This is a genomic window from Sphaerisporangium krabiense (assembly GCF_014200435.1).
Lineage (GTDB): Bacteria > Actinomycetota > Actinomycetes > Streptosporangiales > Streptosporangiaceae > Sphaerisporangium > Sphaerisporangium krabiense.
The window spans coordinates 6,333,085-6,352,032 of the sequence record NZ_JACHBR010000001.1 but is presented as its reverse complement, the minus strand read 5'-3'; the positions used below and the strand labels follow the sequence as shown (position 1 = coordinate 6,352,032).

Sequence of the window (18,948 nt, the reverse complement as noted above, 5' to 3'; positions counted from 1 at the left end):
AGGAAGTCACAGTGGAGACATCGCGGTGACCCGCGCCCAAGGGCTACGGCCCGCGTTCCTCCTGGTGCTGCTCGGTGCCGTCCTGCTCGTCCTGTGCCTGCTGTCCATCGCGCTCGGCGCGCGGGGGATCCCCCTGGACCAGGTGCTGCGCGCCCTCGCCGGACACCCCGACAGCCGTCTCGTCGACAACGTCGTCTGGACGGTCCGCGTGCCGCGCACGGCGCTCGGGGTGACCGCCGGCGCGGCACTCGGCCTGGCGGGCGCGCTCATGCAGGCCCTCACCCGCAACCCGCTCGCCGACCCCGGCGTGCTCGGCGTCAGCGCAGGCGCCGCGTTCGCGATCGTGTTCTCGGTCGCCGTGCTCGGCCTCGGATCGCTGCTCGGGTACATCTGGTTCGCCTTCGCCGGCGCCTTCGCCGCGGGCGTCGTGGTGTTCCTGCTCGGCAGGATGGGACGCTCGGGGCTGACGCCGGTCAAGCTGGCGCTCGCGGGCATCGCGATGACGTCGCTGCTCACCTCGCTGACCAGCGCCATCGTCCTGACCGCCCCCGAGGCGCTGAACCGCTACCGCTTCTGGTCGGCGGGGTCGCTCGCCGACCAGGGAGGCGAGACGGTGCTGCGGGTGCTGCCGTTCGTGGCCGCGGGCGCGCTGCTGGCCATGGCGTGCGCGCCCGCGCTGAACAGCCTCGCGCTCGGGGACGACGTGGCCGCCTCGCTGGGCCGCCGCCTCGGGCTGATCCGCCTCCAGGGCGTGGCCGCGGTCACGCTGCTGACCGGCGCCACGGTGTCGGTCATCGGCCCGGTGGTCTTCCTCGGCCTGGTCATCCCGCACGCCGCCCGCGCGCTCGCGGAACGTGCCGGGATAGGGCCGGACCACCGCTGGCTGCTCCCGCTGTCGGCGATGCTCGCCCCCTGCCTGCTGCTGGCCGCGGACATCACCGGGCGCATGGTCGCGCGCCCGGTGGAGATCCAGGCCGGGGTGCTCATCGCGTTCCTCGGCGGGCCGTTCTTCATCGCCATGGTCCGCCGCCGCAAGCTCGCGGAGGTCTGAGCCGTGGTCCGCACCTCCGGCGGGACCCGGCCCGGCGACACGGCGGCCGTCCCCATGCGCCGGCACTTCCGTCTCACCGTCCCGCCCGTCTCCGGCGTCCTGCGCCCCCGCCTCGTCGCGGTGTGCGCGGCGCTGCTGGCCGCGACGTTCCTGGTGTTCTGCTGGGGCGTCTCGATGGGCGACGTCCCCATCGGGCTGACCGCCGTGATGAAGGCCCTGGTGGGCCAGGGCGACCCCGGGACGCTGCTGGTCGTCAGGGAGCTGCGGCTGCCGCGCGCCCTGGTCGGGCTGCTCGCGGGCGTCGCCTTCGCCGTGTCGGGCGCCCTGTTCCAGACGATGACCCGCAACCCGCTGGCCTCCCCCGACATGATCGGCCTGACCGAGGGCGCGGGGACGGCCGTGGTCGCGGGCATCGTGCTCGGCTGGGACGCCGGCGTCGGCGTGCAGGCGCTCGGCCTGACCGGCGCGCTCGCCACCGCGCTGCTCGTCTACCTGCTGGCCTGGCGGCGCGGCACGACCGGCTACCGCATCATCCTCGTCGGCATCGGCCTGTCGTGGATCTGCACCAGCGCCACCGACTTCCTGGTGGCGCGGGGCGGGCGGTTCCAGGCGCAGGCGGCGCTCGGCTGGCTGGTGGGCAACCTCAACGGCCGTTCGTTCGAGGACGCGGTCCCGCTGGCCGTCGCCGTCGCCGTGCTGGTGCCCGCGACGCTGGTCCTCGGCCGTCTGCTGCGCACCCTGCAGCTCGGCGACGACGTGGCCGCCGCGCTCGGCACCCGCGTCCAGGCCGTGCGGCTCGGCCTGATGCTGACCGGCGTGGGGCTGGTGGCGTTCGCGACCGCCGCGGCGGGGCCGATCGCGTTCGTGGCGCTGGCCGCGCCGCAGATCGCCCAGCGGCTGGCCGGGGCCGCCCACCCTCCCCCGGTCGCCTCGGCGCTGACCGGCGCCCTGGTGGTGCTCGGCGGCGACCTCGCCGCCCGCATGCTCATCCCCGGCACCGAGCTTCCCGTCGGCGTCGTCACCGGCGTCCTCGGGGCGCCCGTCCTGCTCTGGCTGCTCATCCGCGTCAACCGCGCGGGGTCAGGAGGCTGAACCATGGATCCGGACCTGCGGGCGAGCGGCCTGCGCCTGGCGTACGGCGACCGCATGGTGGTCGACGGCCTGGACGTGGCGATCCCGCCGGGGCGCATCACGGCCATCGTGGGCGCCAACGCCTGCGGCAAGTCGACGCTGCTGCGGGCGCTGGCCCGGCTGCTCGCGCCCCTGGAGGGCGCGGTGCGGCTGGACGGCCGGGCGTTGCGGTCGATCCCGACCCGCGAGCTGGCCCAGCGCCTCGGCATCCTGCCGCAGACGCCGGTCGCGCCCGAGGGGCTGACCGTCATCGACCTGGTCGGCCGGGGCCGGTCGCCGTACCAGACGTGGTGGCGGCAGTGGTCGGCGGCCGACGAGCAGGCCGTGCACGGCGCGCTCGCCGCCACCGGGCTGACGGCGCTGGCCCACCGCCCGGTGGACGAACTGTCGGGCGGCCAGCGGCAGCGCGCCTGGATCGCCATGGCGGTGGCGCAGGGCACCCAGGTGCTGCTGCTCGACGAGCCGACGACGTACCTGGACCTGGCGCACCAGATCGACGTGCTGGACCTCATCACCGACCTGAACCGGCGCGAGGGCCGGACCATCGTCATGGTGCTGCACGACCTCAACCAGGCCTGCCGGTACGCCGACCACATGATCGCCATGAAGTCCGGCAGGATCGTCACCGAGGGCACGCCCGGCGACGTCGTCACCGCGTCCACGGTCGAGGACATCTTCGGCCTGCGCTGCGAGGTCACCACCGACCCGATCAGCGCCACTCCCCTGGTGATCCCGAAGGGCCGCCACCACGACGCCTAGGCCCTCGGTCCCGGCCGGGTCCCGGGCACGCCGGCGCGGACGTGCCCGGTCCGGACGTCCCGCGTCCGCGGCTACCCGGTGAAGGTCGCGGCGTGGTCGCGGGCCCAGGTGGCGAAGGTCCGCGGAGCGTGCCCGGTGACCTGCTCGACGGTGCCGGTGAGGGGCACCGGACGGCCGTCATTGGCCTGCCAGTGGTCGAGCAGGGCGTCCGCGTAACGACCGGGGATGTAGTCGGCCATATCCCTCTTCCATTCCTCCCGGGTGACGTGCTCCACGGCGATCGGCCGGCCGGTGACCTCCGCCAGTCGTGCGAGCTGTTCGCGGAACGTGAGGCTCTCCGGGCCGGTCAGGTGCAGGTGACGGCCCTGGTGGCGTGGGTCGGTGAGCACGGTGAAGGCCACGTCGGCGATGTCCCGTTCGTGGATGGGGTCGGTGTGCGAGCCCGGGTAGGGCAGCCGCACCGGGCGCCCGGCCGTGATGGGCCAGACCCAGGCGCTCGCGTTCCCGGCGAAGGAGCCGGGGCGCAGCAGCGTGGTGGTGAGAGGCGAGGCGAGCAGCGCGTTCTCGACGTCGAGATGGGACCTGGCCAGCGGGTCGCCGTCCGCGCCGGGATTCAGCACGGCGGCGGAGGACAGCAGGACGACGTGTTCGACGCCGGCCGTGACGGCGGCGCCGGCGAACTCGGCGATGTGCGAGGCCTCGGCGTACAGGAAGACCTCGGTGACGCCGGAGAGGGCGGCCGGGAAGGTCGCGGGGTCGGCGAGGTCGCAGGTGACGGCCGTGACGCCGTCGGGCGCCTTCACCCCTGCGGGGTTCCTGGAGGCCACGCGTACCGGGCGACCGGCCTGAAGCAGCAGGGCGAGCAGCTCGGCGGCGACGGCGCCGCGGCCTCCGGTGATCAGAATCATGTCTGTGGACATGGCAGGACACACTCTCCACTGAGAGATCGAGACAGCCTGTGCTCAGGCTGCCGTGCCAGCCGGATGTCCCGACGTGCTCGCGAACGAGCGAGCGCTGCACCTTCCGACACCGACGGTACCAGGAACCGTCGTTATCGGCATTCCCGGCCGCCGGACGGCCGCACCGAGCCGGGAGGCGTGGCGGCGGTAGGCTGCCTGTGGGCGTACTCGGGGAGCGGGCATGAGAGTCCTCGGCATGATTTCCGGCACCTCCCATGACGGCATCGACGTGGGCCTGGTCGACTTCGACCCGGACTACGCCGGGGGCACGCTGGCCGGGGTGGTCGAGTACACGGCGGTCCTCCCCTACCCGTCCGAGCTGCGCGCGCGGCTGGTCAGGGCGCTTCCGCCGGCGGCGGTCACGCTGGCCGAGGTGTGCGAGCTGGACACGCTGATCGGGCAGAGCTTCGCCGAGGCCGCCGGCACGGCGATCGAGCGGGCCGGGCCGGTGGATCTGATCGTCTCGCACGGTCAGACCGTCTTCCACTGGGTCGAGGGCCCGCGTGCCCGGGGCACGTTGCAGATCGGCGCCCCCGCCTGGATCGCCGAGCGCACGGGGACGCCCGTGCTGTCGGATGTGCGCGTGCGCGACATCACGGCCGGCGGGCACGGCGCCCCGCTGGTCTGCCTGCTCGACGTCCTGCTGCTCGCCGGGTACCCGGGGACCGCCGCCGTGCTCAACGTGGGGGGCATCGCGAACATGACGCTGGTGCGCGGCCCGGACGATCCGCTCGCCTACGACATCGGACCGGGCAACGCCCTCATCGACGCCGTCATCGCGGGCCGGGGGCTGAACGCGTGCGGGTTCGACCGGGACGGGCGCATCGCCGCCTCCGGGACGGTCGACGAACGCCTCCTCGCGGTCCTGCTCGACGACCCGTTCTATCGGCTGCCCGCCCCCAAGAGCACCGGCAAGGAACTCTTCCACGCCGCCTACGTCGAGGAGGCGATGGCGAAGGCGGGCACGCGGCCCGCCGACGCCGACCTCGTGGCGACCCTCACCGAGCTCACCGTGCGCACCGTCGCCCGCGCGGTGAGGGCGGCCGGCGCCGGCCTGCTCGTCGTCTCCGGTGGCGGCTGCCACAACCCCGTGCTGATGGACGGCCTGCGCCGCGCGTGCGCGGGGGTGACCGTCGCCTTCTCCGACGACTACGGCGCGCCGGCCGACGCCAAGGAGGCCATCGCCTTCGCCCTCATCGGCTGGCACACCGCCCATGGCCTGCCGGGAACCGTGCCCTCCGGCACCGGAGCGCGCGGCCCGCGCGTCCTCGGCAGCCTCACCCCGGGTTCGGGACCGCTCGTCCTGCCGGCCCCGCTTCGGGAGCCTCCCCGGGCCCTGACACTGACCGGCGAGGTCCCCGCACGCGGCGAGGAGGACGACCGCCGCCGCGCGGACCGTTTCACGGGTGGGCGGTGAGGTAGCCGCCCATGGTGGTGAAGTAGTCGGCCGCGGTGTGCTCGGCGCCGTCGTCGGTGCGCACGCGCCGGACGAGCAGGCCGGGCAGGCGGCCGGTGTGGGCGTCGGCGCCCGCGACGATCACCACGCCGTCGCCCTCGCGGATGAACACGCGGCCGGGGGTGCCGCCGTACCGGGCCTCGGAGACGGCGGCGGCGACGATGCGGAGCCGGCGGCCGTCGTGGTAGGTGTACGCGTTGGGGTAGGGGTCGGACTGGGCGCGGACGAGGCGCTCCAGCCGTTCGGCGGGCCAGGTCCAGTCGATGCGGCCGTCCTCGACGGAGCGCTTGTGGAAGAAGCTCGCCCGGGCGCGGTCCTGCGGCGTCCAGCGGGCCCGGCCGGAGGCGATGAGGTCGAGCGATTCGCGCACGACCGGGCCGATGAGGTCGACGGTGCGGTGGAACAGGTCGGTCGCGGTGTCGTGCGGCCGGACCGTCACGGCGCGCTGGAGCACGATGTCCCCGGCGTCCAGGCCGGCGTTCATGCGGTGCGCGGTGACGCCGACCTCCTGCTCTCCGTTGATGAGGGCCCAGATGATGGGCGAGAAGCCCGCGTACGCCGGCAGCAGCGAGTCGTGGACGTTGAGCGTGCCGTGCGGCGGCAGGTCGAAGAGCTCCGGCGGGAGCCAGGTGCGCCAGTTGTTGGCGACGATGATGTCGGGCGCGGCGTCCCGCACGGCCTTGAGCAGTTCGGCGTCGCCGGGGCGGCGGCGCAGCAGGACGGGCACGCCGTGCTTGGCGGCGAGCTCGGCGACGGAGTCGTCCCAGATCTTCTCGTAGGCGTGGTCGCTCTTGGGGTGGGTGACGACGAGGGTCACCTCGTGACCGGACTCGATCAGGGCCTGCAGCGTGCGATGGCCCCAGGTCTGGTACCCGAACATGACGACCCGCATAAATGGTTCCCCTCTCGAGACCACGGCGACAAAGAAGGTTAGCCTAACCTCATGATTGCAAGGTAAGGCTAACCTTATCTAGCATGTCCCTGGCGAAAAAGGAGGAGATGCCGCGGTGAACGCACTGCCCAGCGGGCCGGACGTCGTCTACGACATCCTCGGAGTGGGATTCGGGCCGTCCAACCTGGCACTGGCCATAGCACTCGACGAGCACAACGCGAAGGCCGGCGCGGCGGACCGCCTGCGGGCAGGGTTCCTGGAGAGGCAGCCGAGCTTCGGCTGGCATCGCGGCATGCTCATCGACGACGCGACGATGCAGGTCTCGTTCCTGAAGGACCTGGTCACCCTGCGCGACCCGTCCAGTGACTACAGCTTCCTGTGCTACCTGCGCGAACGCGGCAGGCTCGTCGACTTCCTCAACCAGAAGACCCTGTTCCCGCTGCGGGCCGAGTTCCACGACTACTTCGAGTGGGCCGCCGCCCGGGTGGACCACCTCGTCGAGTACTCCTGCGAGGTGCTCGCGATCGAACCGGTGCCCTCGCCCGGCGGCGAGATCGCCTGGTTCGACGTGGTCGGCCGCGGCGGCGACGGCCGCACGGTCGTGCGCCGCGCCCGCAACGTCTGCCTGGCCGTCGGCATGGAACCGCACCTGCCGCCGGGCACCGTGCTGTCCGACCGCGTCTTCCACAACAGCGAGCTGGTCCCCCGGGTGGCCGCGCTGGTCGCGGGCGGCGCCCCGGTACGGCGGGCGCTGGTGCTCGGCGCCGGGCAGAGCGCGGCCGAGGCCGTCGAATACCTGCACCGCACGTTCGGCGACGCCGAGGTGTGCGCGGTGTTCGCCAAGTACGGCTACACCCCGGCCGACGACAGCCCCTTCGCCAACCGCATCTTCGACCCCGAGGCGGTGGACGTCTACTTCAACTCCCCGCCCCAGGTGAAGCGGTCGCTGTTCGACTACCACCGCGGCACCAACTACTCGGTGGTCGACATGGAGCTGATCGAGGCCCTGTACGCCACCAGCTACCGCGAGAAGGTGCAGGGCCGCGAGCGGCTGCGCATGCTCAACATCTCGCGCATCCGCGAGGTGCGGGAGACCGGCGCGGGCCTGGAGGTCACCGTCGAGTTCCTGCCCACCGGCGAGCGCGAGGTGCTGACCGTCGACGTGCTGGTCCACGCCACCGGCTACCGCTCCCCCGACATCTCCGCGCTGCTCGGCGAGGCCGCCAAGCTGTGCCTGCGCGACGAGGAGGACGGCGTGCGCGTCGGGCGCGACCACCGCGTGGCGGTGACTCCCCCGGTCACCGCGGGGGTCTACCTGCAGGGAGGCACCGAGCACACGCACGGCATCTCCTCCACGCTGCTGTCGACCACGGCGATCCGCGCGGGGGAGATCCGCGAGTCGCTGCTGGCGCACCGCGCCACGGCCTCCGTCCTGTCCCCGCCCCGCTGACGCCGCACGTCACCGTCGAAAGGCCCGCTCGTGACCGACCTGCTCCACGCCCCGCCGCCCGGCGCGTACGCCGAGGCCGAGATCGACACCGCCTTGGAGGCCCTCGCGCAGGCGGGCGCCCAGCGCTACAGCGGCGGGACGTTCGCCGACGTCGGGTGCGGCTCGGGCGAGGTGGCGGCGGCCATGGCCGAGGACGAGTTCACCGTCACCGCGCGCGACGCCTCCCCGGCGTGGGTGGCGGCGACCCGGGCGCGCTGCGCGGGCCTCGCCGTCACGGCCGAGGTCCGCGACCCCGGCGCGCCGCTGGCCGAGGGCGGCTACGACATCGTCCACTCCTCCTGGGCGCTGCACACCGTGGCCGACGCGGGCGCCGCCGTGCGGGCGATGGCGCGGGCGGTGCGCCCGGGCGGGCTGCTGGTCCTGCAGTGGGGCTTCGCCCAGCCCCGGGCGGAGGGCTTCCCGCTGCGCGACGTCGTGCGGTCGCTCGCCGCGGACCCGGTGTGGCGCGACCGGCTCGCCGCGGTCCCGTTCGCGCCGCACGCCCACCCGCTGGAGGAGGTGCGCGCCGTCCTCGCGGCGGAGGGGCTGGAGGTCCTGCTCGCCGAGGGCGTGCGCGTCACCGACGGGCCCGGCCAGGAGGAGGCGTGCCGGGCGGCGGTCGCCGCGCAGGTGCGCGCGCTCGGCGGGGACGGCCCCCGTTTCGCCGACGCCGTGGTCGGGGCGCTCGCCGCCGCCGGGGCGCTGGACGCGCGCACCGTGCGGCTGACGGCGCGCCGCCCCCGCGCGGAGGAGGCGGCGGCCGGCGGCGCGTCGCGGCCGAGGTCGCCGGTGCGCGCGTTCCCGCTGGCCACCGGCATGCTGGAGGTCGCCTCCGTCACGCGGTTGTCCCCGCTGATGCGGCGGATGGTGCTGCGCGTGGACGGCGACCCGCTGCCCGTCGAGGAGCCCGGCGAGATCATCACGCTGGTGTGGCCGGCGCCGGGCGCCGAGGTCGTCCTGCCCGAGCGCGGGCGCTGGCGCTTCCCGCCGGGCACCGGGCCGCAGCACGCGGTCAACTACACCGTGCGCCGTCACGACCCGCGGGCCGGGCTCGTGACGATCGACTTCTTCGACCACGGGGAGGAGGCCCTGGCCTCACGGTGGGCGCGGCACGCGGCGCCGGGCGACCGCGTCGGCTACGCGGGCACCCGCGTGCACTGGGCCGCCGACCCGTTCGCGTCCTGGACGCTGCTGGCCGGGGACGAGACCGCGCTGCCCTCGATCGCCGCCGTCGCCGAGACGTTGCCGGCGGGCGGCCGCCACATCGCGGTGGTCGAGGTGCGGGACGCGGCCGAGCGGGCGGCGCTGGACGCGGCCCATCCGGAGGTGCACTGGGTGTACCGGGGCGAGCGCGCGCCGGGCGTGGGACGGGCGGTCGAGGACGTCGTGCGCGGCCTGGAGCTGCCGCCGGGCCGGGGCCAGGTCTGGGCGGGCGGCGAGTCGCTGATGATCCAGAGCCTGCGCCGGCATCTGACCCGCGAGCGGGGCGTGCCGCGCGACCAGGTGTGCGCGCTCGGGTACTGGAGCATCCCGCGCGATCAGCGCGGGGCGGGATCCTGAGGGGTCCCGAGGGACGGGGCGGCCGCGGTGGAGGGTGCCCGCCGCGGCCGCCCGCGTGCTGCTCAGGGGCGCCGGCGTCCGGTCAGGGCGTCGTCGGAGTCGGCGCGGGCGTGGTCGGCACGTCCGTCGGCGACCCGGTCGGCGAACCCGTCTGCGTGGGCAGGTCCGTCGGCAGGTCGGTCGGCGGGACGGTCGGCGTCGCCGTGGGGGTCCCGGGCGGGACGCTCGGCGACGAGGTGGGCGTGGGGACGGGCGGCGTGGGGCACGGCTTGGGCGTGCGCCACTTCGAGGGCTTGCCGTGCCTCCACTGCCACTGGGGCGAGTACCACCGGTCGTCGCCCCGCCAGAGGTTCCTGACGGGCCGGGACAGGTCGTAGACGTAGGCCGCGGTCGGCGTCTCGACACCGGCCGCGGAGGTCACCGACAGCCAGTCGCCCTGCCTGACCTCGCGGTCACGGCCACCGGCGAAGACCTTGGTGGTGTCGTCCACGATGTAGACCTTCTCGAAGCCGTCGCCGCTGCGGACGGTGATCGAGTCCTCGGCCACGGCGGTGGCCTCGCCGGTCTGGGTGAGCACGGTCACGAAGACGCAGGGGTCCTTCGTGCCGAGGACGATCTCCCCGTGCGGCGCCCCGCTGAGCGCCCACGCGCCGGGGCGCGGCACGCTCGGCGCCGGGGAGGGCGCCGTGGGGGTCGGGGTGGGGAGGTCCGTGGGACCGGCCGTGGGCGTGCCCGTCGGCAGGTCGGTCGGGATCCCCGTGGGAGACTCGGTCGGGAGCGTCGGCGTCCCGGTCGGGGTCTCGCTGACGGTCGGCGTCGGCGGCACGGGCGGCTCGGGAGCCGAGGCCGCCGCCGAGGCCACGCCCACGCCGCCGGACGCCAGGAGCACGCCGGCGGCGGCGAAGATCATCGGTCGGTTGATACGCCGGTGCGGCCCACCCTGTTCGTCTCGTCCTTTGTCCGGCTTTCCAGGGTTGGTCGGCATAAGTACGTCCTCCATGCGGTTCGATCGCATCGACTCCCCACCCGTGACCAGGTCGGTGTGAGGGGGGTGTCCTGGTCCGCCCCCTCGAACACGTTCATGGCCCTCCTCCCTTTCGCCCCAGATCGAGGGGACCGCGAATGACTGCCCGCTTCCCCCGCGCCCATGCCCCGCGCGTCCGCGCCGTGCGGGCGGCGACGGCCTTATCTCCTGGTCATCCCAGGCTCCGGGCGGCAAAGAAAAATGCGGCTTTTGACATTAGACGTACGAAGTCGCCACCCGGGTCCGTCAATCGGCCCGCTCGCTAGGCTTCCCGGCATGAAGATTCCGCCGCCCGGTGAGATTCGCTCGCTGCACGAACGGCACGCGCCCTCGCGCGCGGCGTTCGACGCCGTGTACACGCACGGGCTGATCGTCTCGGAGATCGCCGCACAGGTCGCCGTCCACGCCGGACTCGACGTGGACATGGAGCTGGTCCGGGCCGGGGCGCTGTTGCACGACATCGGGGTGTACCGGCTGTACGGCGCGGACGGGCGGCTCGACCACGCCGAATATGTACGCCACGGGATCCTCGGGGAGGAACTGCTGCGCGCGGAGGGGCTGCCTGAGGCGATCTGCCGCTTCTGCTCGCGTCACACCGGGGTCGGCATCACCCGCGAGGACGTGCGGGCGCAGAACCTGCCGTTGCCGCCCGGCGACTATACGGCCGAGACGCCGGAGGAACGACTCATCATGTACGCGGACAAGTTCCACAGCAAAAGCGTCCCGCCGACGTTCGTGTCCGCCCCGGCCTACGCCGCCCGCGTCCGCCGCTTCGGCGAGGACAAGGTCGTGGCGTTCAAGGCGATGTGCGAGGACTTCGGCCTGCCCGACCTCGCGCCGCTCGCCGCCGCTCACGGGCACGCCGTGGTCTGATCCCGGGGGCGGGAGGTTCCGCGCCGGGCGGGTGTCGCGGGGGTCTTTTCGGTCACCCGCCCGGCGCCGCTTGGCGGCCGGGGCCGGTCCTGTGCCTCCCCCCCTCCTGCCGCACGGCAGGCACAGGACGGCCCTCCCGGCCGAGGCGTCAGCCCATGCTGATGACGATGTCGAAACGCGGCGTGGAGTAGGAGCTCAGAGGGCTGCGCAGCTTCTCCACCCCGAGGCGGTAGGTGCCGGCGGACAGGCCGCGCAGCGGCAGCCACCGGCCGGTGAAGTTGGGCGAGTCGCCGGTCCAGAAGCCGTGGCTGCTGGAGGTGCGCACGGTCCAGGCGCCGGAGGCCAGGCGCGGGTGCACCGCCGCGTTCTGGGAGCTCGTCAGGCGGAACCGGGCGCCGGCGACGGCGTTGGAGCCGGGGGTGCCCATGGCGAAGATGAAGTAGCGGTGGTTGTAGGGGGTGCCGGAGGTCAGCGGCGCGCAGCCGGTGACGATCAGGGTGCCGCGCACGGTGCCGAGGCGCAGCGGGTCGCTGTAGGACCCCGATCCGTACAGCGAGCCACAGCCGACGACGGTCGCCGACGACGCGTGCGCGGGCTGGGCGCCCGTCGCGGCCAGGGACCCCGCGGCCAGCGCCAGCGAGCCGAGGACCGTTCCAAACGCCCGCCTCGCGCGAGCGATTCCCATCTTCTCCATCGGTGCCTTCCCAATCGGTGTGCGATGAGCGGGCGAATGCGGCCGGCGGTCCCGGAAATGCGGATCCACGTGCGACGTTTCGATTTCCACGTGTTTTCCGCGCCTTCTTTTCCGATACCGATCGGCATGGCCCGACCGTGTTCTCCCGTGCCCGCCCGACGCGGCGCCCACCGGTTCCTCCCCCGGCGATCACCGCTCTGGCGCAGAACCTATCGCGCTTCCCCACCAGCGGCCATGTGAGTCACCCACAGGTTCACCCACATGTCTTTTCGTGTGAATGATGGCGCGGGGACGGCGCCGGGCTTATCGTTACGGTCGGGTGCGATGGAGGGGGATTCCTTTGTCCGGCGAATCTTTCGCCCACCTGCTCAAACGGCTCCGCCGTTCGGCCGGCCTGACGCAGGAGGAGCTGGCGAACAAAGCCGGGATCAGCGCCAGGGCGGTGAGCGACCTGGAACGGGGAATCAACCGCTCCGCCCGCAAGGACACCGCCCGCCTCCTCGCCGACGCCCTGGACCTCACCGGCCCGGTCCGCGAGGAGTTCACGAGCGGCCGCAGGAGGCCGCCCGCGGTCGGCGGCGCGCGGCTGCCCGTGCCGCTGACGCCTCTCGTCGGCCGCGAGCGCGAGGTGCGGGCCGGGTGCGAGCGGCTGCGCGGGCCGAGCCGCCTGCTCACCCTCACCGGCCTCGGCGGCGTCGGCAAGACCCGCACGGCCCTGGCCATCGTGCACGAACTGGCCCCCGACCTGCCCGACGGCGCCTACCTCGCCGACTTCTCCGAGGTGCGCGACGAGCAGACGATGATGCACACGCTCGCCCGCGCCCTGGACGTCCGCGACAGCGGCACGCGCCCGCCCGCCGAGTCGCTGGCCACCGCCCTGGAGGGCCGCGGGCCGCTGCTCGTGCTGGACAACTTCGAGCACCTGGTCGACAGCGCGCACGCCCTGTCCACGCTGCTCACCCGGTGCCCGGCCGTGAAGTTCCTGGTCACCAGCAGGCGTCCCCTGCGGGTGTACGGCGAGGACGAGTTCGTCGTCGGGCCGCTGCCGCCGCCCCCGCCGGGCGCGTCCCTGGAGGTCGTCCGCGCCAACCCGGCCGTCACCCTGTTCACCCAGCGGGCGCGGGCCGTCCACGCCGGATGGGAGGTGCACGAGGGCAACGCGGCCGTCGTGACCGGCATCTGCGCGCGGCTGGACGGCCTGCCCTTGGCGCTGGAGTTGGCCGCCGCCCGCATGAACGTCCTGTCCGCGGAGGCGCTGCACGAACGGCTCGGCGACGCGCCGGGCGTGCTGGCGGCGGGGCCGCGCGACGCCACCCCGCGGCACCGCAGCCTGAACGCCACGCTGGACTGGAGCTACGAGCTGCTCGACGAGGACGCCCAGCGCCTGCTGCGCAGGCTGACCGTCTTCGCGGGCGGGTGGTCGCTGGAGGCGATGGAGCGGGTCTGCGGCGCCGGGCTGGACACGCTCGCCACCCTCATCGAGAACAACCTGGTGTGGCGGGCCGACCACCCGGGCGGCCCCCGCTACACCTTGCCGCACACCGTCCGCGAGTACGCCGCCGCGCTCCCGCCCGCGAACGGCCCCGCCACCTCCGGCGGGGACCTGGCGACCGCGGACGCGCATCTGCGCTGGATGTGCGGCTTCGCCGAGACGGCCGCGCACGAGCTGACCGGCGCGGGCCAGCGGGCGTGGATGGAGAATCTGGACCGCGAGTACGAGAACGCCCGCCAGGCGCTGCGTCACGCGGTCGCCGCGAGCGACGCCGAGAGCGCGCAACGCCTCGCGGGCGCGCTGTGGCGGTACTGGGAGATGCGGGGCCTGCTCATCGAGGGACGGCGGTGGCTGGACCGGGCGCTCACCCTGCCCGGGCCGACGCCGCCCTCGGTCGGCGCGCAGGCCCGCAAGGGCGCGGGCAACCTGGCCCGCGACCAGGGCGACCTGAAGGCCGCCGAGGCGTTCTACCGCTCCGCGATGCCGCTGTTCGAGGCGGCCTCCGACAAGGCGGGCGTGGCCAGCGTCATCAACAACCTCGGCAACCTCTGGCTGGACGAGGGCGACCACGAGGCGGCGGCGCACTTCTACCAGGACGGCCTGGCGCGGTTCCAGGCCATCGGCGACGAATGGAACGTGGCACTGCTGCTCAACAACCTCGCGCTGGCCCTGCGGCTGACCTCGGACCTGGCGCGTGCGGGCGAGCTGGCCGAGCGCAGCGCGGCGCTGTTCCGCCGCCTCGGCGACCAGCGCGGCGAGGGCCGCGCGCTGGAGACCGTGGCCCGGGTCCTCGACCTGCGCGGCCGGCACGCCCTGGCGCTGCCGGTGCACCGGCGCGCGCTGCTGCTGCGGCACCGGGTGGGCGACCTGGCCGGGGTCGCCCGTTCCCTCGAAGGGCTGGCCCGCTCGCACAGCGAGGTGGGCGACCTGAACCTGGCCGCCCGGCTGCTCGGCCAGGCCGAATGCCTGCGCGAGACCACCGGCGAGGCGTTCACCCACGACGACGGCGTCGAGTACGCCAGAACCCTCAACGCCCTGCGCGACGGCCTCGCCCCCGCCGTCCTCACCCGGACCATGGACACGGGCCGCGCCGCAGACCTGGCGGAGCTGATCAGCTCACTGGACCTGGAACGGGTGTAGCGGGCGGCGCTCCAGGTGAAGGCGTCCGCGCGGCCGCGGGCTCACCGCGGTCCGTGGCCGGCGAGGACCTTCCGCATGTCGGACAGCGCGCGCAGCGTGCCGCGAACCGTGCCGGTCACCTTGGACCTGCCCTTCCTCGGCAGGTACTCGACCTCCACCTCGGCGATCCGCCAGCCGGCCGCGGCGGCGCGCAGCACCATCTCCAGCGGGTAGCCGAAGCGCCGGTCGGCCAGGCCCAGCTCCAGCAGGGCGGCGCGCCGCGCGGCCCGCATGGGCCCGAGGTCGTGGAGCGCGGCTCCGGTGCGACGGCGCAGGCCGCGGGCGAGGACGGCGTTGCCGAGCCGCGCGTGCCACGGCCAGGCGCCCGCCGTACGGGGCCGGCGGGCGCCCAGGACGAGGTCGGCGCGGCCTTCCAGGACGGGGGCGGCCACGGCAGGGAGCAGGCGGGGGTCGAGGGAGGCGTCGGCGTCCATGAAGCAGACGACGTCGGCCGTCGCGGCCAGCAGCCCGGCGTGGCAGGCGGCGCCGAACCCGCGCCGCGGCTCGTGGACCACCTCGGCGCCGAGGCCGCGGGCGATGCCGGCCGAGCGGTCGGTGGAGCCGTTGTCGGCCACGATGGGGCGGTAGCCACGGGGCATCCGCTCCAGCACCCAGCCGAGCGCCGCCTCCTCGTCGAGGCAGGGCAGGATGACGTCGACGGTCATGACCGGGCGAACTCCGCCATCCCGGCCGCGAAGCCGATCTCGGCGCGGAAGCCCAGCCCGGTCGCGGCCTTCTCCGGGGAGGCGACGATGTGGCGCACGTCGCCCACCCGGTAGGCGCCGGTGACCACCGGCATGGGCCCGTCCCGCCCGGCGGCCAGCGCGCGGGCCATCTCCCCCACGGTGTGCGGGACGCCGCTCGCGATGTTGTAGGTGACCAGCTCCCCCGGTGGCGCGGGCGCGCGGGCCGCGATCAGGTTGGCGCGGGCGACGTCGCGCACGTGGACGAAGTCGCGGAGCTGCCGGCCGTCCTCGAAGACCTTCGGCGCCCGGCCCGCCTCCAGCTCGGACCGGAAGATCGCGGCCACGCCCGCGTAAGGGGTGTCGCGCGGCATGCGCGGCCCGTAGACGTTGTGGTAGCGGAGCGCCACGGCGGCGCCGCCGGTCTCCCTCGCCCAGTTGGCCGCCAGGTGCTCCTGGGCGAGCTTGCTGGTGGCGTAGGCGTTGCGGGGGTCGGGCGGCGCGTCCTCGGCGATCACCGCCGGGCCCGCCGGCGCGCCGCACCGCGGGCACGGCGGGTCGAACCGGCCCCGCTCCAGGTCGGGGACCGCACGCGGGCCGGGCCGCACGCCGCCGTGCTCGGGGCAGGTGTAGGAGCCCTCGCCGTAGACGACCATCGAGGACGCCAGCACCAGCCGTCCCGTCGCGTGCCGCGCCATGGCGGCGAGCAGGACGGCGGTGCCGTACACGTTGACCGAGGCGTAGTCCGGCAGGTCGGAGACGTCCACGCCGAGGCCGACCTTGGCCGCGTGGTGCACCACGAGATCCGCGCCGGGCAGCAGCCGGTCCAGGACCGCGTCGTCGCGCACGTCGGCGCCCTCCCGCAGGTCCAGGCCGGCCACCTCGTGCCCGGCGGCGCGCAACGCGCCGGCGACATGACCGCCGATGAAACCGGCCGAGCCGGTGACCACCACTTTCACGCCGCCGACGTTAGCCCCGCCGCCCGGCCGCGCCGTAGCGATGTTCGCACCTCGTAAGGGTTCTTACGGAGCGCGAACGTCAGGCCGCGCGGGGGCCGCGCGCCGGTGCGGGCGTGTCAGGCTGCCGGGCATGCGAGTCGGCATGATCCTTGTGGCGCTGGCCGCCGTCCTGACGGCGACGGTGGCGGGGCCGCCGCGCCTGGGCTGGTACCTGGCCGCCTGGGCGCTGTTCGCCCTGGCGTTGTGGCTCGCCCGGCGCGTTCCGGCGCGGCGGCTCGGCGTCCTCGTCGTCGCGGGCGGCGTCGCGCTGACCGCGACCGGCCTGACGGCGCCGCCGAGCAGCAGCACCGACGCGTTCCGGTACGCCTGGGACGGGCGGGTGCAGGCGGCGGGCGGCTCGCCCTACGACCACGCGCCCGCGGATCCGGCACTGGCTTCCCTGCGCGACGCCTGGCTGTTCCCGCCCGGCTGCGCGGGCCGCGACCTGTGGCCGCTGCCGGACGGCGGCTGCACCCGGATCAACCGCCCCACGGTGCCGACGATCTACCCGCCGGTGGCCGAGGGGTACTTCCTGCTGGTCCACTGGCTGTCCCCGGACGGAGCCCGGCACAAGGCCCTCCAGGCCGGCGGGTGGGTGATGGCCGTGGCGGTGCTGCTGCTGTTGTGGAGGCGCGACCCGCGCGCGGCGGCCTGCTGGGCGTGGTGCCCCGCGGTGCCCGTCGAGGCGGTGAACAACGCGCACGTCGACATGCTGGGCGTGGTCCTGGTGGTGCTCGCCTTCTCCGTCCGGCGCGGCCGGGGGGCGCTGCTCGGCGCGGCGGTGGCGGCCAAGCTGCTGCCCGCGGCGGCGCTGCCCGGCGCGCTGTCCGGAGTCCTGCGCACGGGGGTGGCGTGGCGGCGCGTCCTGACGATCGCTCTGCCGGCCGCGGCGGTCGTGGCCTTGGCCTACCTGCCGTACGCGCTGGTCTCGCACGGTTCCGTCGCCGGCTACCTGCCGGGCTACCTCCAGGAGGAACGCTACGGGGACGCCGGGGGCGGCAACCGCTACCTGATCCTGCGGCTGCTGCTGCCGGACGCGTGGGCGCCGTACGCGGCGCTCCTCCTGCTCGGCGCGGCCGTCGTCCAAGTCCTGCGTTCCGGTGACCCCGACCGGCCGTGGGACGGCGCGCTGCTGGTCACGGGTTCGCTGCTCCTGCTGTTCACGCCCGGCTACTCGTGGTACGCGCTGGCGGTGGTGGCGCTGGCCGCCATGGCGGGCCGGTGGGAGTGGCTGGGCGTGGCCCTGGCCGGCGCGGTCGCCTACGTCGCGGGCCCGGCGGGTGACGGCGGCCTGGCGACGGCGTTCTACGGCGCGGCCGCGGTGGCCGTGCTCACCATGCCGTCCGTCCAGGCCGCGCGCCGCGCGCGCCGTCCCCGTCTTCGTCTCGTAAGGAATGAGCACACTGCGTAGCCGTACCGCCGAACCCGTGGCGCAGATCGTGACCCTCGCCAAGGAGCCCGTGCCGGGCCGGGTCAAGACCCGGCTCACGCCGCCCTTCAGCCCGGCCCAGGCCGCGGCGCTGGCCGAGGCCGCGCTCGCCGACAGCCTGCGCGCCGTCTCCGCCGCCCCCGCCACCCAGCGCGTCCTGGCCCTGGACGGGCTGCCCGGCCTGTGGCTGCCCGGCGGGCACGTGGTCATCCCGCAACGCGGCGACGGCCTCGACGAACGCCTGGCCGCGGCGTTCACCGACGCCCACCGTCTCCGCCCCGACCCCGTCGTGCTCATCGGCATGGACACTCCGCAGGTCACCGCGGAGTTGCTGGCCGAGGCGTGCGAGGCGCTCGGCCGTCACGACGCGGTGTACGGCCCGGCGGCCGACGGGGGCTTCTGGCTGCTCGGCCTGCGAAGGCCGGACCCGGCCCTGCTGCTGGGCGTGCCCATGTCGCGCCCGGAGACCGGCGAGCACCAGCTCGAACGGCTCGCGCGGGCCCGGCTGGCCGTCCACCACCTGCCCGAGCTTGCCGACGTCGACACCGCGGCCGACGCCGCCGCGGTCGCGGCCCTGGCGCCCCGCACCCGCTTCGCCGCCACGCTGCGGGAGCTCACCCGGTGATCGGGGAACTCTACGCCGACGCCCTCGCCGGCGCACCCGCCGAGGTGGAGCACGCCGACGGCGCCCGCCGCCCGCTGCCCGCCGGGAACTGGTTCCACCTCGGCGACGGCGACGAGGCGCTCCTGTCGCGCTGCGCGAGCCCCACCCTGGACATCGGTTCCGGTCCCGGCCGCCTGACCGCGGCGCTCGCCCGGCGCGGCGTCCGCGCGCTCGGCATCGACGTCACCCCGCACGCGGTCGCGCTGACCCGCATGCTCGGCGGGCGCGCCCTGGTCCGGGACGTGTTCGGCGACCTTCCCGGCGCCGGCCGGTGGGCCACCGCCCTGCTCGCCGACGGCAACATCGGCATCGGCGGCGATCCCGGCGCGCTGCTGCGCCGCGTGCGGCAGTTGGTCCGCCCGGGCGGCGTCGTCCTGGCCGACGTCGAGCCGCCGGAGGTCGCGAGCCGCGTCGACCTGGTGCGGCTGCGGCGCGGCGAGCTCACCGGCCCCTGGTTCTCGTGGGCGACCGTCTCGGCGAGCGACGTCTCCCGGCTGGCCCGCGCCGGCGGCTTCCCGGAGTCGGACTGCTGGAGTTCGCACGGCCGCTGGTTCGCGCGCATGCGCTGATGCGCCGTCCGGCAGACAGAGGAGGAGGAGACGCCCATGGGTGATC

17 protein-coding genes are annotated in these 18,948 nt (G+C 74.8%); 11 read left to right on the top strand and 6 right to left on the bottom strand.

What is annotated here, in order from left to right; translation table 11 throughout:
• Positions 1-25 precede the first annotated feature (25 nt).
• The 3 genes from BJ981_RS27830 to BJ981_RS27820 are packed head-to-tail and all read left to right on the top strand — an operon-like array spanning position 26 to position 2,941.
• Entirely contained in the window at positions 26-1,051 is a 1,026-nt protein-coding gene (locus tag BJ981_RS27830) for a FecCD family ABC transporter permease (RefSeq protein WP_184615284.1), read from the top strand.
• Between the two features lie 3 nt (positions 1,052-1,054).
• Positions 1,055-2,143 carry a FecCD family ABC transporter permease gene (locus tag BJ981_RS27825; protein ID WP_239139421.1) on the top strand — a complete coding sequence of 363 codons (1,089 nt, stop codon included), beginning with the start codon at positions 1,055-1,057 and terminating at the stop codon, positions 2,141-2,143.
• 3 nt (positions 2,144-2,146) lie between these two features.
• A complete protein-coding gene (locus BJ981_RS27820; RefSeq protein WP_184615282.1) occupies positions 2,147-2,941 on the top strand; it encodes an ABC transporter ATP-binding protein in 795 nt (264 codons plus the stop codon).
• A 71-nt stretch (positions 2,942-3,012) separates the two neighbouring features.
• Here BJ981_RS27820 and BJ981_RS27815 read toward each other — a convergent pair whose 3' ends face one another.
• Positions 3,013-3,861: an SDR family oxidoreductase gene (locus BJ981_RS27815; protein ID WP_239139420.1), complete on the bottom strand. Its 849-nt coding sequence runs from the start codon at positions 3,859-3,861 to the stop codon at positions 3,013-3,015.
• A 220-nt stretch (positions 3,862-4,081) separates the two neighbouring features.
• Between BJ981_RS27815 and BJ981_RS27810 the strand changes: the two genes are divergently transcribed.
• Positions 4,082-5,317, top strand: coding sequence for an anhydro-N-acetylmuramic acid kinase (locus tag BJ981_RS27810; protein WP_184615280.1), 1,236 nt, complete (start codon positions 4,082-4,084; stop codon positions 5,315-5,317).
• On the opposite strand, the gene BJ981_RS27805 is transcribed toward BJ981_RS27810, so the two are convergent.
• Positions 5,301-6,248, bottom strand: coding sequence for a methionyl-tRNA formyltransferase (locus BJ981_RS27805; RefSeq protein WP_184615278.1), 948 nt, complete (start codon positions 6,246-6,248; stop codon positions 5,301-5,303). The two genes, BJ981_RS27810 and BJ981_RS27805, sit on opposite strands and share 17 nt — an antisense overlap.
• A 115-nt stretch (positions 6,249-6,363) precedes the next feature.
• On the opposite strand from BJ981_RS27805, the gene BJ981_RS27800 reads away from it, so the two are divergent.
• Together BJ981_RS27800 and BJ981_RS27795 are read left to right on the top strand one after the other, a co-directional pair.
• Positions 6,364-7,698 (top strand): lysine N(6)-hydroxylase/L-ornithine N(5)-oxygenase family protein, encoded by a 1,335-nt coding sequence (locus tag BJ981_RS27800; RefSeq protein ID WP_184615276.1) that lies wholly within the window; start codon positions 6,364-6,366, stop codon positions 7,696-7,698.
• Between the two features lie 30 nt (positions 7,699-7,728).
• Positions 7,729-9,297, top strand: a complete 1,569-nt coding sequence (locus tag BJ981_RS27795) for an SIP domain-containing protein (protein ID WP_184615274.1) — start codon at positions 7,729-7,731, stop codon at positions 9,295-9,297.
• 82 nt (positions 9,298-9,379) lie between these two features.
• Here BJ981_RS27795 and BJ981_RS39435 read toward each other — a convergent pair whose 3' ends face one another.
• Positions 9,380-10,207: a hypothetical protein gene (locus tag BJ981_RS39435; protein WP_184615271.1), complete on the bottom strand. Its 828-nt coding sequence runs from the start codon at positions 10,205-10,207 to the stop codon at positions 9,380-9,382.
• Positions 10,208-10,597: 390 nt separating this feature from the next.
• Between BJ981_RS39435 and BJ981_RS27785 the strand changes: the two genes are divergently transcribed.
• Positions 10,598-11,194 carry an HD domain-containing protein gene (locus BJ981_RS27785; RefSeq protein WP_184615269.1) on the top strand — a complete coding sequence of 199 codons (597 nt, stop codon included), beginning with the start codon at positions 10,598-10,600 and terminating at the stop codon, positions 11,192-11,194.
• Between the two features lie 148 nt (positions 11,195-11,342).
• Here BJ981_RS27785 and BJ981_RS27780 read toward each other — a convergent pair whose 3' ends face one another.
• Positions 11,343-11,879, bottom strand: coding sequence for a hypothetical protein (locus BJ981_RS27780; protein ID WP_184615266.1), 537 nt, complete (start codon positions 11,877-11,879; stop codon positions 11,343-11,345).
• Positions 11,880-12,228: 349 nt separating this feature from the next.
• Between BJ981_RS27780 and BJ981_RS27775 the strand changes: the two genes are divergently transcribed.
• Positions 12,229-14,520, top strand: coding sequence for an ATP-binding protein (locus BJ981_RS27775; protein WP_184615265.1), 2,292 nt, complete (start codon positions 12,229-12,231; stop codon positions 14,518-14,520).
• Between the two features lie 41 nt (positions 14,521-14,561).
• Here the strand turns inward: BJ981_RS27775 and BJ981_RS27770 are convergent, their stop codons facing one another.
• Both BJ981_RS27770 and BJ981_RS27765 read right to left on the bottom strand, forming a co-directional pair.
• Positions 14,562-15,224: a glycosyltransferase family 2 protein gene (locus BJ981_RS27770; protein ID WP_184615263.1), complete on the bottom strand. Its 663-nt coding sequence runs from the start codon at positions 15,222-15,224 to the stop codon at positions 14,562-14,564.
• Positions 15,221-16,201 carry an NAD-dependent epimerase/dehydratase family protein gene (locus tag BJ981_RS27765; protein ID WP_184615261.1) on the bottom strand — a complete coding sequence of 327 codons (981 nt, stop codon included), beginning with the start codon at positions 16,199-16,201 and terminating at the stop codon, positions 15,221-15,223. Before BJ981_RS27765 ends, BJ981_RS27770 begins: the two co-directional genes overlap by 4 nt.
• Before the next feature lie 130 nt (positions 16,202-16,331).
• On the opposite strand from BJ981_RS27765, the gene BJ981_RS27760 reads away from it, so the two are divergent.
• Genes BJ981_RS27760 through BJ981_RS27750 form a run of 3 tightly spaced genes read left to right on the top strand, consistent with a single transcriptional unit; the run spans position 16,332 to position 18,902 of the window.
• Positions 16,332-17,651, top strand: coding sequence for a glycosyltransferase 87 family protein (locus BJ981_RS27760; protein ID WP_184615259.1), 1,320 nt, complete (start codon positions 16,332-16,334; stop codon positions 17,649-17,651).
• A complete protein-coding gene (locus tag BJ981_RS27755; RefSeq protein ID WP_204070413.1) occupies positions 17,635-18,294 on the top strand; it encodes a TIGR04282 family arsenosugar biosynthesis glycosyltransferase in 660 nt (219 codons plus the stop codon). Before BJ981_RS27760 ends, BJ981_RS27755 begins: the two co-directional genes overlap by 17 nt.
• On the top strand, positions 18,291-18,902 hold the full coding sequence (locus BJ981_RS27750) for a class I SAM-dependent methyltransferase (protein ID WP_184615257.1): 612 nt from the start codon (positions 18,291-18,293) through the stop codon (positions 18,900-18,902). Before BJ981_RS27755 ends, BJ981_RS27750 begins: the two co-directional genes overlap by 4 nt.
• Positions 18,903-18,948 lie beyond the last annotated feature (46 nt).